This window comes from Sorangium sp. So ce381 (assembly GCF_051473845.1).
Lineage (GTDB): Bacteria > Myxococcota_A > Polyangia > Polyangiales > Polyangiaceae > Sorangium > Sorangium atrum.
Genome location: NZ_CP150336.1, coordinates 9,372,115 through 9,387,415, shown reverse-complemented (window position 1 = coordinate 9,387,415; position 15,301 = coordinate 9,372,115). Strand labels below are relative to the sequence as shown.

The 15,301-nt window shown below is 68.2% G+C and carries 14 protein-coding genes; 6 read left to right on the top strand and 8 right to left on the bottom strand.

Annotated features, from left to right (window positions below; genetic code table 11):
• Positions 1 to 42: 42 nt before the first annotated feature.
• Positions 43 to 1,158: a hypothetical protein gene (locus WMF29_RS35185; protein ID WP_437324478.1), complete on the bottom strand. Its 1,116-nt coding sequence runs from the start codon at positions 1,156 to 1,158 to the stop codon at positions 43 to 45.
• A gap of 1,586 nt (positions 1,159 to 2,744) precedes the next feature.
• Between WMF29_RS35185 and WMF29_RS35180 the strand changes: the two genes are divergently transcribed.
• The 5 genes from WMF29_RS35180 (at position 2,745) to tnpB (ending at position 6,582) form a co-directional block, all read left to right on the top strand.
• Entirely contained in the window at positions 2,745 to 3,368 is a 624-nt protein-coding gene (locus WMF29_RS35180) for a hypothetical protein (protein ID WP_437324477.1), read from the top strand.
• Positions 3,369 to 3,486: 118 nt separating this feature from the next.
• The gene (locus tag WMF29_RS35175) at positions 3,487 to 4,857 is read left to right on the top strand and encodes a DDE-type integrase/transposase/recombinase (protein ID WP_437324476.1); all 1,371 of its coding nucleotides are present in this window, start codon (positions 3,487 to 3,489) and stop codon (positions 4,855 to 4,857) included.
• Entirely contained in the window at positions 4,854 to 5,669 is an 816-nt protein-coding gene (locus WMF29_RS35170) for an ExeA family protein (RefSeq protein WP_437324475.1), read from the top strand. The genes WMF29_RS35175 and WMF29_RS35170 overlap by 4 nt, the downstream gene beginning before the upstream one ends.
• A gap of 299 nt (positions 5,670 to 5,968) precedes the next feature.
• The gene (gene tnpA, locus WMF29_RS35165) at positions 5,969 to 6,310 is read left to right on the top strand and encodes an IS66 family insertion sequence element accessory protein TnpA (protein ID WP_437324470.1); all 342 of its coding nucleotides are present in this window, start codon (positions 5,969 to 5,971) and stop codon (positions 6,308 to 6,310) included.
• A complete protein-coding gene (tnpB, locus tag WMF29_RS35160) occupies positions 6,307 to 6,582 on the top strand; it encodes an IS66 family insertion sequence element accessory protein TnpB (protein ID WP_437324474.1) in 276 nt (91 codons plus the stop codon). The genes tnpA (WMF29_RS35165) and tnpB overlap by 4 nt, the downstream gene beginning before the upstream one ends.
• Here the strand turns inward: tnpB and WMF29_RS35155 are convergent.
• The 7 genes from WMF29_RS35155 to WMF29_RS35125 form a co-directional block, all read right to left on the bottom strand.
• Positions 6,515 to 7,519 carry a tyrosine-type recombinase/integrase gene (locus WMF29_RS35155; protein ID WP_437324473.1) on the bottom strand — a complete coding sequence of 335 codons (1,005 nt, stop codon included), beginning with the start codon at positions 7,517 to 7,519 and terminating at the stop codon, positions 6,515 to 6,517. The two genes, tnpB and WMF29_RS35155, sit on opposite strands and share 68 nt — an antisense overlap.
• Positions 7,516 to 8,457: a tyrosine-type recombinase/integrase gene (locus WMF29_RS35150; RefSeq protein WP_437324472.1), complete on the bottom strand. Its 942-nt coding sequence runs from the start codon at positions 8,455 to 8,457 to the stop codon at positions 7,516 to 7,518. The genes WMF29_RS35155 and WMF29_RS35150 overlap by 4 nt, the downstream gene beginning before the upstream one ends.
• Complete coding sequence (locus WMF29_RS35145) at positions 8,450 to 9,700, bottom strand: tyrosine-type recombinase/integrase (protein ID WP_437324471.1); 1,251 nt, start codon at positions 9,698 to 9,700, stop codon at positions 8,450 to 8,452. The genes WMF29_RS35150 and WMF29_RS35145 overlap by 8 nt, the downstream gene beginning before the upstream one ends.
• 262 nt (positions 9,701 to 9,962) lie before the next feature.
• On the bottom strand, positions 9,963 to 10,304 hold the full coding sequence (tnpA, locus tag WMF29_RS35140; RefSeq protein ID WP_437324470.1) for an IS66 family insertion sequence element accessory protein TnpA: 342 nt from the start codon (positions 10,302 to 10,304) through the stop codon (positions 9,963 to 9,965).
• Between the two features lie 21 nt (positions 10,305 to 10,325).
• Positions 10,326 to 10,697 carry an alcohol dehydrogenase catalytic domain-containing protein gene (locus WMF29_RS35135; protein WP_437331198.1) on the bottom strand — a complete coding sequence of 124 codons (372 nt, stop codon included), beginning with the start codon at positions 10,695 to 10,697 and terminating at the stop codon, positions 10,326 to 10,328.
• 220 nt (positions 10,698 to 10,917) lie between these two features.
• Positions 10,918 to 12,339, bottom strand: coding sequence for an RICIN domain-containing protein (locus WMF29_RS35130; protein ID WP_437324469.1), 1,422 nt, complete (start codon positions 12,337 to 12,339; stop codon positions 10,918 to 10,920).
• A gap of 1,040 nt (positions 12,340 to 13,379) precedes the next feature.
• Entirely contained in the window at positions 13,380 to 13,511 is a 132-nt protein-coding gene (locus WMF29_RS35125; protein WP_437324468.1) for a hypothetical protein, read from the bottom strand.
• 42 nt (positions 13,512 to 13,553) lie between these two features.
• Between WMF29_RS35125 and WMF29_RS35120 the strand changes: the two genes are divergently transcribed.
• The gene (locus WMF29_RS35120; RefSeq protein WP_437324467.1) at positions 13,554 to 14,759 is read left to right on the top strand and encodes a hypothetical protein; all 1,206 of its coding nucleotides are present in this window, start codon (positions 13,554 to 13,556) and stop codon (positions 14,757 to 14,759) included.
• Positions 14,760 to 15,301 lie beyond the last annotated feature (542 nt).

Below are 15,301 nucleotides of genomic sequence, written 5' to 3'. Positions count from 1 at the left end.
GGCCACCCATGATCGAGGCATCCACCTTGGGAACCACGGGAGTCAGCGGACATCCTCGCTCACCATGTTGATCGGGTCGGCATGATAGAAGTTTAGGAGTTCGAAGGGGACGTACATTCCCATCATCGCCGCGCGCTCAAGGTTTATCTCCCAGCCTGCGGCAAAGTTGATCGGCGTTCCATTCATCTGCCGCGCATCATGCGCACCGAGGCGGATCGATAGGCGTTCGCCGGCCAGCAGTCCCTGATCCGCGAGATCGTCGACGACGGTCAGAAGATATCCGTGGCGTGTCTGTATGTGCGCATGTCCGAGATCTGGAATGTTCCGCTGTAGCGGAAATCCGTTGTCGTGCTGGTAGTCGTTGAAATAGCGCTGCGGCGAGACCCAGCCTCGCTGATCATGGTACGTCCATGGGATGTACGAGATGATGGCATCGACTTTCGCTTCCATCCCGGCTCGGATGCGTTCCTTGAACCAGTCGTACGTTTCTTTCGGGGGAACCCCGAGCGGACTCTCGATATGTCCATGCGGCCACAGGTGAATTCGAGCGGATCCTGGGAGCGAGTAGAGCGGATCGCGGTACGAGTGAAAGTGGCGCCCTGTGGCGTGTCCGCGATTGAAATCTTCGACTTCCGATTCGAACTCGTTCCGTAGGAGATCCGACGGGGTGCTGGAGTCGACCAGTACTTGAAACTCATACGAAGGCTTGCGCCACGGGTGCCGGTCTTTCGCCGCTTGATCGAGCGGCTCGGCATAGTTCAGTAGGTCTACGAGGAACTGCAGCCCCATGCGAAACGGGACGATCTCCTGGATCCAGTCCACGTCCGCTGGCAGCCCCATCTTGCGCTGATCGCCGTGGCTGGAGAGGACGCTCCAGCTGGGGCAGGGGGACGTAGAGGCTGAGATCGCCCCCTCTGGCCCTTGCCAGTTGATGCCGGCGACGATGACCGGAATCCTGAGCGCGATGATGTCAGGGTGACATACGACGTACCGCAACGCGTCGTCGTCGAACGCCACGATGGCCCTGAGCGCGACACCGCTGTTTCCAATGGCGATGATGTCATGTGCGCACGCCTCGCCCCTCTTCATCAATGTCTGGACGGTCTGCTCGTCGCGCTTGGTACCGATGTGAAATTCATAGATGCGGATGGGACACAATGATGGATCCGAGGATGACCCTGGCTGGCCCCCATTCCATGCAAATCCGTAACGGGCCAGTGCCTGAGCGAGGCCCGCTCGCTCGTCCTGGGCGGCCCACCAATCGCTCTCGTAACTGTATACGATTGCCGCGGACAGGTCCCTGGGGCACACGGAATGGTTCGAAGTTCCGTCCGGGCCATGATTCGATGTGCACCCCGGCAGCAGGTACACAAGGCTGAAGAGACATGTGAGTCTCGGCATGAGGTCCCCTTTGGCCTATGATGCTTCAAACGGTCATAGGGCATCGGTAAAGACCGCTTCTGCACGCTCCTGGTGCGCTCGTCGCTGAGCTGGGGCAAGGACGCGTGGCGCCGGCTTGCGCGTCGTCGACCGAGCTCGTCGGGCCGGCTGGGGTCCGCAATCGATCGAACGCTACTGCCGGCGCGCCGTGGTGCTGTGTCGGTGTTGGATCCCATCCTCGTCTGCTGGCCCTGACTGGACGCCCGAACACGTGCAGCACGTATCGGGCAAGCACGTACTGACGCTGCGTAGGGTCGGCCGATGCCTGCTGTTTGGACTGCGCACGCGAGGTGGCGCGCGTGCACCGCCGCTACCGGCGCCCCTGGGTGATCTATGCGGTCAAGTGGGGCCTGTTCGACGGCGCGTGACGGCCGTCGCGTGCAGGTCGAACGGTTCCGGTGCGGGCAGTCTGGGCGCCAGTCCGCGGCAACCGCCTGACGGGCCTCATCTTGCACCGTCGCGGTCCCGCGAGCACGCTAGGCTGTTTCGCCGAGAAGCGCCGTGCGCGTGCGTTTGCTGGCGGTAAGTTCTGCACGAAGCGGCTCCCGGCGCAGCCGCGACCGCCCGCGGACAGACGCGGCCGCTCCACCGCAACGTGGCGGACGGCGGCTCTCGCCCCCAGCCGATCCATTCGAGCAGCCCCTGCCCCGAGTGCGTATTCCGGGCCGACGTGACGGCCGATTCCGAGCGCACCTGACGGCTCGTTCCGAGGGGCGTTGATAGCTCCCCCGATCCGCAGATTCTGCGCCTCACCTCGTGACGCCTGGGCGCGAGCGTGGCTCGCTCGAGCGGTGCCTCGATCCCCGCGACCGCCAGCGCGCCTACCGCGTCCGACGTGCCTGGCGCGTGATGGATACGGGTATCGACGTACCCGTCCGGCGACCTGCTGTTAGCGCCCAGCCTCAATAAGGCTTCAGGCCGACATCTCGCTCAAGCTCTTTGATGGAGGAGGGTACGCATCCCCGCACGAGGCATCGTCCACCGTGAGTGCAGGGGCGCCTCGTCGTGCCCGCCGGCTGCATTCCCGCGACCTATCTCAAATTCCCACGCCGTCTGCTCTTCCCTGCGCTTTTTTTTCAGATCATGGGGAACGCGGACGTTCGCGTCGCCGCCCCGGCTCGCCACGCCGAGATGCATTGCTTCGTCCCGACCGAAATTGTCATGCTCATCGTCGCTTTTCCCGCCGCCCACGGGTGTAGGAGCGGCCGCGGAGTGGGAGCGGAGCGTCGGCGCGGTGCCAGCCACAAAAGGCGACGAGGAGGCCCAGTCTTGGCGGACAACCTCCTCGTCGTGCTCCGGTTCGCGTGTCGAGGAATCGAAGCGGTCACAGTCTCGTCCACAGCGCGCTCGATATCAAGAGCTGGCAGCAGCAGTTGCCCACGGTCGAGGCCGTGCGCCCCGCTCGCTGCCCTGCGTGCGGAGCGGCGAGCCACCCCGTCGGGGGACCTCTTGGCCTCCACGGCCATGGCCTTCGCGAGCGGCAGGTGCGTGGCCCGGCCGGCCCGAACGCGCCCGCCGTTCTTCTCGTGCTCAAGCTGCGCCGTTACCGCTGCCTGCCCTGCGGGGCGGTGATCCTCGTCGGTCCACGCGAGCTGCTGCCGCGGCGGCACTACAGCGCCGCGGCGATCGGCTTCGCTCTTGCGCTCTACGGGCTCGTGCTGGCGACCGCCCGCGAGGTGCGCCGGCGGATCAGCCCGCAGACGATCCTGGGCGCCACGGCCTTCACCGGCTGGGCCACGCTCCGCCGCTGGACGCGCGCCGTCGCGCATCGACGCCTCTTTGCCGCACTGCCGTCGTCTGATCCCAGCGCGATGCTGCGCCGCGTGGCAGCGAGCGCGGCGGCCTCGCTCGCCGCCTACGCGGCTCCGACCTCCCGGGGCGAAGCGCTGGAGCACCGAGCGTTCCTCGGCGCCGCGCACGCAGCGTGAGGGCGGCTGTCAGCGACGAGCCCAGAGAACAAGGCCCACCTGAGAGGATCCCTCCCTCGACGAGCCTCGGTGGCGCACAAGGGCCCCGCGCCGCAGGGCGCAGAAAGGACCCTTCGATATGGATCTCGGACCTGCCGATCACGCCGAGGCCGTCGCGATCTTTCGCGCTTCGGTCATCGGCCCCGTCATGCACCGCGAGCTCGGCCGCGGACGGCTCGCCACCGAGCTGCGCGCCTTGAGCGCCCAGCGCTTCCGGCCGCCGGGCGCCGACAGCACACGCACCTATTCGGTCCCCACGCTCGAGCGCTGGCTGTATGCGTACCGCGCCGCAGGCCTCGCCGGCCTTCGTCCCGAGCCGCGCTCCGATCGCGGCTTCGCGCAGGAGCTGCGCGCCGAGCTGCGCGAGCTCTTGCTCGACATCCGGCGCGAGCATCCCGCCGCCTCGGTGTCGCTCATCCTGAGCGCGCTCGTCGACGAGGGGCGCATCGATCCGGGCCAGGTCTCGGCGCCGACCGTGCGACGGTTGTATGCGGCGGCGGGTCTGTCGCGTCGGGCGGCGCGCTCGGAGCAACAGCCCAAGACACGGCTGCGCTGGCAGGCCGAGCGGCCCGGAGCGCTCTGGCACGGTGACGTCTGCCACCTGCCGCAGTGCAACATGGGCGGTCGGACGGTGCCTGTCCGCATCCATGGCTTGCTCGACGATGCCTCTCGCTACGTCGTCGCGCTCGAGGCGCACTCGACCGAGAGGGAGGTCGACATGCTCGGGCTGCTCGTGGACGCGCTTCGCCGTCACGGCAAACCGGATGCCCTTTACCTGGACAATGGCTCCACCTACCGGGGCGAAGTCCTCCGGACGGCGTGCTCGCGACTCGGTATCACCCTGCTGCATGCGAAGCCCTATGACCCGCAGGCGCGCGGCAAGATGGAGCGCTTCTGGCGGACGTTGCGCGAGGGGTGCCTGAGCTTCCTCGGCGAGGTCGCGTCGCTCAAGGACATCGACGCACGGCTCAAGGCCTTCCTCGAACGGCGTTATCACGCGGCGCCGCACGCCGGGCTGATGGGCAAGAGCCCCGCGAAGCTGTACGCGCAAAAGCCCGCCGGCGAGGGCGCGGTCGAGGAGCGGGCGCTGCGCGCCGCGCTGACCGAACGCAGCCGGCGGCGCGTGTCCAGCGACAATGTGATCTCCATCGACGGCGAAGCGTGGGAGCTCGACCAGGGCTACCTGGCTGGCCAGCTCGTCACGGTGGCTCATTGTCACGTCGCCCCGGACGCGACCCCGTGGGTCGAGCACGAGGGCAAGCGCCTGCCGCTCCGCCACCTCGATCCGGCGAAGAACGCGTGGCGCCGGCGGCCACCACGCGGCGGTCCGCTCGCACAAGGGCCGAGCCGCCCCACCGACTTCGCTCCGACGAGGGCGCTGCTGCAGGCTGGAAGCGAAAGGCCGCAGGCCTCCCAGCCCGACGACAGCTCCGAGGGAGGTGCTCGATGAGCGAGTCCTTCGTCCGATTCCTCGGGCTCTCCGAGTCGCCCTTCTCCAAGGAGATCCCGGACAGCGATCTCTGGCTGCCGCCCTCGAAACATGAGCTCGTCGAGGAGCTGTGCGACGCGGTCCACGAGCGCTCCCAGGTGCTGCTCGTCGGCGAGCCGGGCGCCGGCAAGACGTGCGTGCTGCGTGCGCTGCGCCATCGCTTGCCGCAGGCCGGATTCCGCCTGACCTACTGCCACAACGCCACGCTCGGACGCCGCGACTTCTACCGGCAGCTCTGCCAGGCCCTCGGCCTGACCCCTGCCGCGACCGCAGCCGCCGTCTTCTACGCGATCAGCGCGCACGTCGAGAACCTCGGACGAGAACGGATTCACCCGGTCTTGCTGCTCGACGAGGCGCACCTACTTCATCAGGACACGTTGGACCATCTTCACATCTTGGCAAATTACGAATGGGACAGCCGGGCGCTGCTGAGTCTGATTCTGGTGGGGCTGCCCGACCTCAAGGACCGGCTTGAGCTGCGCAAGAACCGCTCCCTGTACTCGCGGATCGACCGGCGCCTGTCGATCGGACCGATGACGGCGGATGATACGAGCGAGTATGTCCGCCTGCGGCTCGGCCGTGCCGGCTGCGATCGCGATCTCTTTACCTCCGAGGCGCTGACCTCGCTGCACGAGGCCGCCGGCTCGAGCCTGCGTGAGCTCGACCGCGTGGCCACCGCCGCGCTGCGCGAGTCGGCTCGGCGGAAAAAGAAGCTCGTCGAGCGAGACGTCATGGCCCGGGTGATCGGCGACGTGAAGAGTGACGCCGACTGAACGGCGTCTACGCTCACGCGTGGCAGGCGCCGGCAGCCATCGCGCCGTCGGCGCCTACGGGTCATCCGACGCGATGGCCATCGCGCGTTGAGGGCCCCCGCGCGCCGGAGATGGCCATCGCCCAGCGGCGCCGCCCGTGCACGCGGGTGATGGCCATCGCCCTCCTCGACCTCGCCCGCGCAGGCTCGTGATGGCCATCAACCAGACGGCGCGCAACGCCATCAATCAGCCTGAGCGTCAACACCTGCATGCTGTCTTGGAGCCTCCGCGCTGCGTAGAGATCCGCGCCGGAGGTGTGGATGGACGAGAGCAGACGCATCTGGCGCGACCGGGTGGCGCGCTGGCACAAGAGCGGGCACTCCGCCCGCGTGTTCGCGCAGCAGGAGGGGGTCAGCGCAGGCACGCTCTACTCCTGGAGCCGTCGACTGGGGATGAAGCGGAGCGAGTACCGGCAGCGCTCGGAGAAGGCAGCGCTGCCCGCGTTGCTGCCTGTGGTGGTCGCCCCGTCGAGCGCTACGGCGTGCTCGCCCGGCACCACGCTGGAGATCGTGTTTCCGGACGGGGCGGTCGTGCGCGTGCCGACGACGTTCGACGAGGACACGCTGGCGCGCGTCGTTCGCGCACTCGCAGGCGCGCGATGATCCCGGGCCGCGTCTCGATCTACGTCGCCACCGAGCCGCTCGACTTACGCCGATCGTTCGATGGCCTCGCCGCCGTTGTGCGCGAGGTGCTGCGGCAGGATCCGCTCTTATGTGTCGTGGTTCGTTATGTGGCGCGGCGGCGTTCGGTGCGTGGAGCGACGCGCGCTCCACCGCGGTCGCTGCGGAAGATCCCGACACATTTTCTCAGACGTTCTCCAGGATCTGGAGCACCTCGTCCGTCGGTTGGTAGCGGTCTGCACAACCTCCCGTGACCTTCGCCTCCCTGAGGCTCTTGCGCATCATCTCGACGTCCGCCTCCGCGTAACGATGTGTCGTGGCGACCTGGGCATGTCCGAGCCAGGCCTGAATCGTGACCAGGTCCGTGCGGGCTCGCAGCAGCTGCATCGCCAGGGTGTGTCGAAACAGGTGGGGCGAGACCCGCGTCCCCGCGAGCGTGGGCGCATTGACCGTGGCACGCTCGACGACCCGGCGGACCAGATGTGTCACCCCGAAGCGGGTCAGCCGTTCACCACCTTCCCCGATGAAAACTGGACGCCGCTCGTCGAATCCCAAACCCCTCTCGCGGCAGAGCGCGCGCAGTGTCTGCGCGAGGTCGGCGGCGAGGGGCACGCGCCGTTGCTTGCGGCCTTTGCCACGGAGGAGGACCTGCTGGGGCGGCTCCAGTCGTAGATCTGCTGCGTCGATCCCGATGGCCTCCGAAACCCTCGCCCCCGTGCGGGCGAGGAAGAGCAACAGGGCATGGTCGCGACGGCCCTGCACCGTCTTCGGATCGGAAGCGTTCAGCAGCGCCGCAAGCTCGTCTTCGGCTAGATGCCGCGGCGTCGCCGACGTGGTGCGCTTCGCCGGGATCGCCAGAATGCGTTGCGCGATGCCGATAGACGCGGGATCGGTCGCGGCGACGTGACGGAAGAAGGACCGGATTGCCGTGAGACGAGCGTTGCGGGTTTGCGCCTGGTTGCCGCGCACTCGTTCCAGCTGATCGAGGAAGTCGAGGATGAGGTCGCGATCGAAGTCTGTGACCGCGAGCGCGCACGGCTCACGCTTCGTCCGTTCGGCAGCGTAGCGCACGAGTAGTCGCAGGGCGTCCCGGTAGCTCGCGACGGTTGCAGGACTGGCATTGCGTTGCTCCACAAGTCTGCGCCGAAAGAAGGACTCCAGGAGTTTCGCGAGCGTCGGCCGCGCGTTCATCGCACACCTTCCTGCGCGCCGAAGACTCGCTCGGCGGTGAGACCGAGCAACTCCGCGGTGCCCGTGATGTAGTACGCGGTGTCGCTGTAGCGGACGTGACCGAGGTATGCGGCCAGTAACGGGAGTTGCGCCTGGACATCCAGGCCGGCGTGGTACGACGCCACAAGGCGCGCGATCGCGAAGCGATGGCGCAGATCGTGGGGGCGCAGCTGCCGCGGGTGATCTCCGTCGAGCCCGGCGCGGGCGCGGGCCTGGCGGAAGGCGGTACCGAAGCCCGAGGGCGACAGACGTTCACCGCGCAGGCTGAGGAAGAAGGCGGGGGAGGTCACGCGAGGAAAGGCGCGGTCGCGCTCTGAAGCATAGTTCTGGAGCTGCGCACTAGTCGTGGTGTGTACGGGTACGAGGCGGTCCTTCCGAAACTTGGTCCGCCGGATCTCAAGGACACCGCGCGCCAAGTCTACATCGGTGCGATCGAGGCGCAATGCCTCCCCGGAGCGTAGACCCGTGCTCGCGAGTAACCCAATCAGCGTGTAGAGCGTCCGCCCGCGCAGCGCGTCGCATTCGCCCAGGTCCAGCGCCGCAGCGAGGAGCCGTGCCAGCTCTGCGTCGTCGAGAATTCGCGCGGGCGGTATGGCGCGAGAGCGGGGGAGCGCCTCGGGATCGAGCACCTCGGTGCTCGTCTCGAAGATCGTGAAGTACTCCGCGAAGCGTCGAAGCACCGCGTGCCGTCGCGCACGGACGTTGGGCGTCACCTTACAGCTGAGCACGAATGCGAGCGCGAGGTCCCCCGTGAGAGGGCCCGGGTGGTTCTGCTTCGCAACGAAGCGGTGAAACGCCTGGAGCGTCGCCGCCTGCACCTCGAAGACATGTCCGAGGGAGCGGCGTAGCCGGATGTAGTCGCCGACCTTGACGGCAAGGTGGTTTGCGAAATCACTCATGAGTCGCCCCCGGGAAGGGCAGTGCCATGCCCTCCAGCTGCGGAACCGCCACCTTCACATAGATGGCGGTGGTGTCGATCGAGTGGTGTCCCAACAAATCCGCCACCTCCTTGATGGGCCGCTTCTGCTGCACGAGCCGTGTCGCGATGCTATGTCGAAGCAGGTGAGCGCCGACGCGCGGAGCTTGGAGACCGCAACGCGCCAGCCGTCGACGAACGATGGCGGCCACGGTACTACTGAAAGAAATCGGCCTCACGGGCGGCACATGGCAGACGAAGACCGTCTGGTGGGCGCCGGGAGGTCGCCCGGAGAGGATGTACGTCGCCAGGGCGCGGCCCGCCTCTTCGAGCAGCGGGACGACGCGCTCGCGTCGGGTCTTGATCCGGCGGATGTACAACTCGCCGGTACGCCAGCGAATGTCGCGAAGCTCCAGGCGACGCACCTCCTGGCTCCGCAGGCCTGTCGTCGCGAGGATGAGCAGCAGTGCTCGATCGCGCTTGCCAACGGCGGTGGTGTCGTCGATCGAGTCGATCACCGAGCGGACGTCAGTCCACGCAAGATACCCCGGTACCTTCGCCAACCTCCAGATCGGCACCTGCGGGACGAGCCGCGCAAGATCGTCCTGCAGCACTCCCTCTCCGTGGAGGTACCGCAAAAAACCACGGACGTGAGAGACCGCTGCGGATCGGGTTCCGTCAGTGGCGCAGGTCGCGCCGAGATGTGTCACGAATGCCAGAACGTCTTGAGCACCGAGCTCCGAAAGAGCCTGTTCCGGCCGCGAGGAACGGCACCAGCGCAGAAAACGTCGGGTGACCAACACGATGCCCTCACAGCTCCGCGGCTGCAGGCCGCGGACGTTCCGAAGGTACCCGCGGAATGCGACAAGCAGCCGATCGTTGGGGTCGTCAGGCGTCGCTGGGGGCACCGAGGTTGGATGGCATCGCGCCACCCGCCGAATCGCGTGCCCCAGTGCTGAGCGTGCGACCGAACGGGTTCCAGCGGACGTCGGCATCTGAGTGAGAAAGCGCTCCATCAGCGCAACGTCGAGGGTCTCTGGGCATGCGACGCCCATCCGCTGCGCGTACCGGCTGAACGTCGCCACCAGGCTCAGGTAGCGCCTCGCCGTTGCACGGGTGTAGCCCAGCCGCCCGAGCTCCTCGGCGAGGCGATCGATGTCGTCCGCGAGCGGCCCACGGCGCATCCGTCGGAGAACTCCGGGATACTTGAAATATGACTCCAGCATGTCGTGGCCTCCGTCCACGCCGGAATCACTCCGGCGCCGGTAGGGAGAGCACCACGGCGGTTATGTGGGGGGTAGCTCCGCAGCGACCGCGGTGGAACGCGCGTCGCTCCACGCACCGAACGCCGCCGCGCCACATAACGAACCACGACACATAAGAGCGGATCCTGCCGCAGCACCTCGCGCACAACGGCGGCGAGGCCATCGAACGATCGGCGTAAGTCGAGCGGCTCGGTGGCGACGTAGATCGAGACGCGGCCCGGGATCATCGCGCGCCTGCGAGTGCGCGAACGACGCGCGCCAGCGTGTCCTCGTCGAACGTCGTCGGCACGCGCACGACCGCCCCGTCCGGAAACACGATCTCCAGCGTGGTGCCGGGCGAGCACGCCGTAGCGCTCGACGGGGCGACCACCACAGGCAGCAACGCGGGCAGCGCTGCCTTCTCCGAGCGCTGCCGGTACTCGCTCCGCTTCATCCCCAGTCGACGGCTCCAGGAGTAGAGCGTGCCTGCGCTGACCCCCTCCTGCTGCGCGAACACGCGGGCGGAGTGCCCGCTCTTGTGCCAGCGCGCCACCCGGTCGCGCCAGATGCGTCTGCTCTCGTCCATCCACACCTCCGGCGCTGGTTTCTACGCAGCGCAGGGGCTCCAAGACAGCATGCGGGTCGCCGGACACGTACCCTGTGCGCCGGTGAAGCGCCTGTTGGCGACGCCAAAGACCGCTGCGCCCGGCGCGAGGCCGGTCACCTCGGGGCCGACCGCGACCACGGCACCAGCGAGGTCCGAGCCGAGCGTCAGCGGCAACGGCTGGGGCAGCACGCTCTTGCCGGCACGAATCCAGGCGTCCCACGGCCCGACTCCGGCCGCCGCGACGCGGACCAGCACCTCGCCCGGGCCCGGCAGCGGGACCGGCACCTCTTCGATGACGATGACCTCGGGGCCGCCGAACCGGTGGACTCGGGCGGCGTCGGTCGAGCTGGGAGGAAGCATCGTCGTGAACATGGTGTAGCCCTCGTGAGCGTCGAGGGAGAGCGCCGGCAGAACCAACGCGCCCGCGCAGAGCCCGCCCGCGGGGCCCGCGCCGCTCGAACGCCCCGGCTTCGGCGCGGGCCTCAAGGCCATGCTGGGCCGCTACGGTTACCTCTTCCCTGGCGGTGGCTGGCGGCGGCTCGGGCGGGCGCGTCTGCCGCTGCCCGAGCCGCCGTGTCGGCGGGGCGCGAGGTCAGAATTGCGTGAAGAAGCTCCAGATGGCCGAGCTCGCGAAGCTCGGTGTCTGGTGGTCACCGGGAAACTCGCAGCGGTGCACCGGGTATCCCTCCCGGCATCCTTGATAGGCGACGCACGAGTTGGAGCCCACGGGGCTCGTCTCGGTGCTGCAGCCGTTCTTGCGCACGAAGACGTCGAGCGCGGCTCTTCCGGCCGAGATGGGGACGACGCTGTCGGACAGGCCGTGCGACATCCAGACGGCGACGGGCTGGGTGTTGGATTGGTTGCAGCCGCTGTAGAGGGCGCCGGACATCGGCGCGATGGCCCGGAAGACGTCGGGCATATCACAGCCGAGCGCGTTCGACATCATCCCACCGAAGCTCCACCCGGTCGCGAAGACGCGGCTCGTGTCGACGCACAGGTTGGCTTTGAGGGAGTCGACCATGGCGCGGGCGAAGGCGACGTCGCGCCCGCCCGTGTTGGCCCAGCCGTTGTCGATGCCGTTCGGCGAGACGAAGATGGTGCTGCCGTTCGCCAGCGCCTTGAGCCCATAGTACCCGTTGTTCACGACGTCGTTGGCCGATCCGCCGCGCCAGTGCCAGCCGAACACCAGCCGATACGCCCTGTTCGGGTCGTAGTTCGCCGGAATGTCGAGCACGTACTGGCGCGTGGTGCCGTTGACGTTGATGGTGCGGTTACCGCTGGTGAGGGAGGTGGGAATGCCGCAGCCGGCGCTGCGCGTGCCGGGGGAGCCGCCGCCGCCACCGGAGCCACCGCTGCCGCCGGCGCCGCCGGCGCCGCCCCCGCCGCCGGAGCCGCTGGTGGCGCCGGAGCCGCTGGTGACGCCGCTGCCGCCGGAGCCGCCGGTTCCCGAGCCCACGGGCGTGAGTCGGAATTGCTGATTGGTGCCGCCGTTCGACGCCCATTGAATCACGGCGGTGCCGTCCGCGGTGCCGCGGCCGTAGACGTCCAGGGACTTGCCGCTGTGGCGCGCGGTGAGGCGCACGACGCCGCCGGTGACGTCCGTGAACGACCACTGCTGGTTTGTCCCGGTCCAGCAGGAATATTGCTGGATGGCGGCGCCGTCGCTGGTGGAGGCGCCCGCGACGTCCATGCAACGGTTGCTGTTGACGTTGCGGATGCGATAGTAGCCGCCGCCTGCCGATTCCATGCGGAACTGTTGCCGCGTCGAGCCGTTGCAGCTGGCGATCTGCATGGCCGCTCCATCAGCGGTGCTGCCTCCAGCCACCTGCACGCATTTTCCACTCTGGACGCCGACGATCGTGTAGACCGCGTTCGCATCGATCGTGATGGCGCCCTCGAGCGAGCCTGCCTCCTCGAGCTCGGCGTCGTACGCCCCCTCGGGGCCGATGACGCACGACACGGCGAGGATGCCCGTCGCCGCCGCAAGCAAGCTCTGCTTGGTTCCGAATCTCATCTTGTCCTCCTCGTCATATTAAGTAAGTAAAACTGGAGTCTTCCCGGCTCAACGCTGCCCTTGCGCAGGTCGGGGTCGCTCGCCGCGCCCTCAAGGCTCCCGAGCGGGCCGCCGCGCCGGCCATTGCCGCTGCGGATGATTGTCAAGATGCGCGCAGAGTGGATAAGTTCATTTCTCGCGCGTCAGGCAGCACGAAGAGGGAATCTATTGTTCCGGGCTGGCAGGCCCGTCAAGCCGATTGTGCATCGCGAACGGGCCTGATCCTCATGAAGGTGCGATAAGCTCAGATATAGATTTACGATGGTGACTTGACGCCGACATGGGGTCGAGCCCTCCACGGGCGCGATCGCCAGGCGCGCGAATCTCGTGCGAGTCCCGTTGAGATCGCCTGCGACCAGCGGACCTCGCCGGCCGAGCTCGGCATGCGAGCGCGCTCGAAAAGCTGGAGTGAGAATGGATGAGATGCCGGGGCCAGGAGATCCAAACGCGGAAATCAAGCCCCTCGCAGCGGCCGTCCCATCGTACAGCCATGCTGCACGTCGATCGGCAGATCGAACCTTATTCGGTCCGCCTCACTCCTGGAAAAATGATGCTGTATCAAACTTATCCATGCATCGAATAGGCCCCCTTCACGCCACAGCCTGCAGGCTCCGACAGGACAATGAAGCGCGCGAGCAGTAGCCACCCCATCATCGAGCAGCTGGCGTTGCCGTACAACACAACCAGAATGTTCATGGTGCAGCCCCCGGAGAGGCCTGCTGCTGGGCGGGGGACGTCGGGTCGCTTCCGGGGTTCCCTCCGCTGGGATCGTTGCTGCAGCCACGGTCCCCACTGGCCAGGACCGCGATCCCAGGCGCGAGCGACATGACCGAGCGCTACTTCATGACCGTCTCCTGGATGCGCATGAGGGCCCATCCGGAGCGAAGCAAAAGCAAGACGACCGGCCGACAGTGTGAGCGTTCACATGTCCGGTGTCAACTTCGATCGACCAGCCTGCCGCTCGGCTAGCGAGGTGCGCGCTGCTGTGAACATTCACAATTTCACCCAGCCAGCGCGCTCGCGCCGCCGTGGTCGCCTCGCTGGCCAGCGCCCTCAGCCGCGCCGTCGCCCTCGGGGATCACGTCGCGGCTCGTGTCGTCCACGAGGCGATCGGCCGGCTGCTCGGGCTCCACCGCCCGTCGACTCCATTACCCGACATGATAGAAGCCGCGCCCATGTTATCGACTTGCTTCCGCTCTACCGCCCCGTCGCTGCGACGCACCGCCCTGGCCCTCGCCGCCGCCCTGATCCTGGCCGGCTGCTCGTCGGGCGGCGACTCGGACGGCAACTCGCCGGCGCCCGCCGATCCCGTGCCCCTGACCGCGTTCTGCGCCGAATGGTCCGCCGCCCGCTGCGCCGGGGTGCAGCGCTGCTGCACCCAGACGACCGGCAAATACGCCGACGACGCCGCCTGCGCCGCCGGCGAGACCGCCCTGTGCGAGGCGACGATGCTGCCCGCCCTCGGCAACCCCCAGTTCATCTACGACGAACAGGCCGGCGGCGACCTCATCGCCCGCCTGCGCCGGTCCGGCGACGGCTGCCGCGAGCCCGACGGCGCCCTGGAGATCACCGGCCTGCTGAAGCCGGCCCTGGAACCGGGCAGCGCCTGCGACCTGGCCGGCGCCGCCGCGCTGGGCGGGAACCCCTGCAAGGGGACCATCTGCAAACCGGCCAGCGCCGAGTCGACCGCCGGGACTTGCCTGGTGCTGCCCGCCGAGGGTGAGCTCTGCCCCGACCTGTTCTGCGCCGCCGGTCTGGTCTGCACCAGCGAGACGGATGGCGACCGTTGCCGCCCCGCTCCGCCCTTGCCAGCCGAGGGGAGCTCCTGCGACGGCAGCTCTGACGACCTGTGCGCGCCCGGGCTCCGCTGCATGCCGACCACGGCCGCCCTACGCGCCTACTTCTCCGGCGGGGACTATCCCGAGGAGCACACCTGCCAGCCCCTCCACAAGAACGGCGAGCAGGCCCTGGACCCTGGCGACTGCGAAAGCGGCCTCATGAAGATCACCTCCCAGGCCAGCCTGGCCGCCACCTGCACCGCCTGCCGCAGCCACCAGGACTGCTACAGCCAGAACACCGACGCGTTCGACGGTCTGGTCAGCGTCGACAACTACAGCGGTTACTGCGATCAGGGCGTCTGTCACGACGGCCTGAACGACGTCGCCCCCGGCAGCAAGTCCGAAGGCGCCATCTGCTTCGACGTTGCGGAGTGCCGGTCCCTCAGCTGCGACCGCACCCCCGGCGCCTATGGCCACTGCCAGGAGGCGAATGTCGAGGCGCTGTTCTGCACAACGCCGTTCACGGGCGGGGGCGCCGCCACCGACGGGGAGACGGCGCTCACCACCTCCAGCTCCGGGTCCCGACCCGCAGCTCGCCCCTGAGGCCGGCGGCGCCGTGGCGGTGACCCGGCGGGGTTTGCGGGAGTGCGCCGGGATCTCGCCGCTGCTGCTGATCGGGCGCAGCCCAGCAAACGCCTCTTCGTTGGGTTCGTTCGCAACCCTGACCGATGCCGCCGGAAGGTGCACGAAACGGTAGTTCTGCGCTCCCGGTAGTTCGACACGAACTACCGGGGCACGCGAGCTCGGGCGGCCTCCAGGCGCCCGGCGCGCTCGGCGAGCACCTCAGCCGCCGGTTGGCTTCGCCCTCGGTCCGCCATGCCGTGGTGGGATTCAGCGTCGGCGATGCGAGGGGGCGGGGGGCGAGGCGAGCGCCGCTGCACGCTCGTCTGCTGGTCGGGCTCTGGTCCATCCTGGTGGCGAGCGCCGTGCTCGCGTCACCGTGCCAAGGCACGGCGCGCCCGCGGCGCGCCCGCGGCGCGCATCGGGTCGCGCTCGCGGGTCACGTCGTGCAGCCCGGGCCGCGCGGCGGCTAGCGCGCTCTCACGACCCGTGCCGGCAGGTTGACGAGCACTGGAGCTACGCAG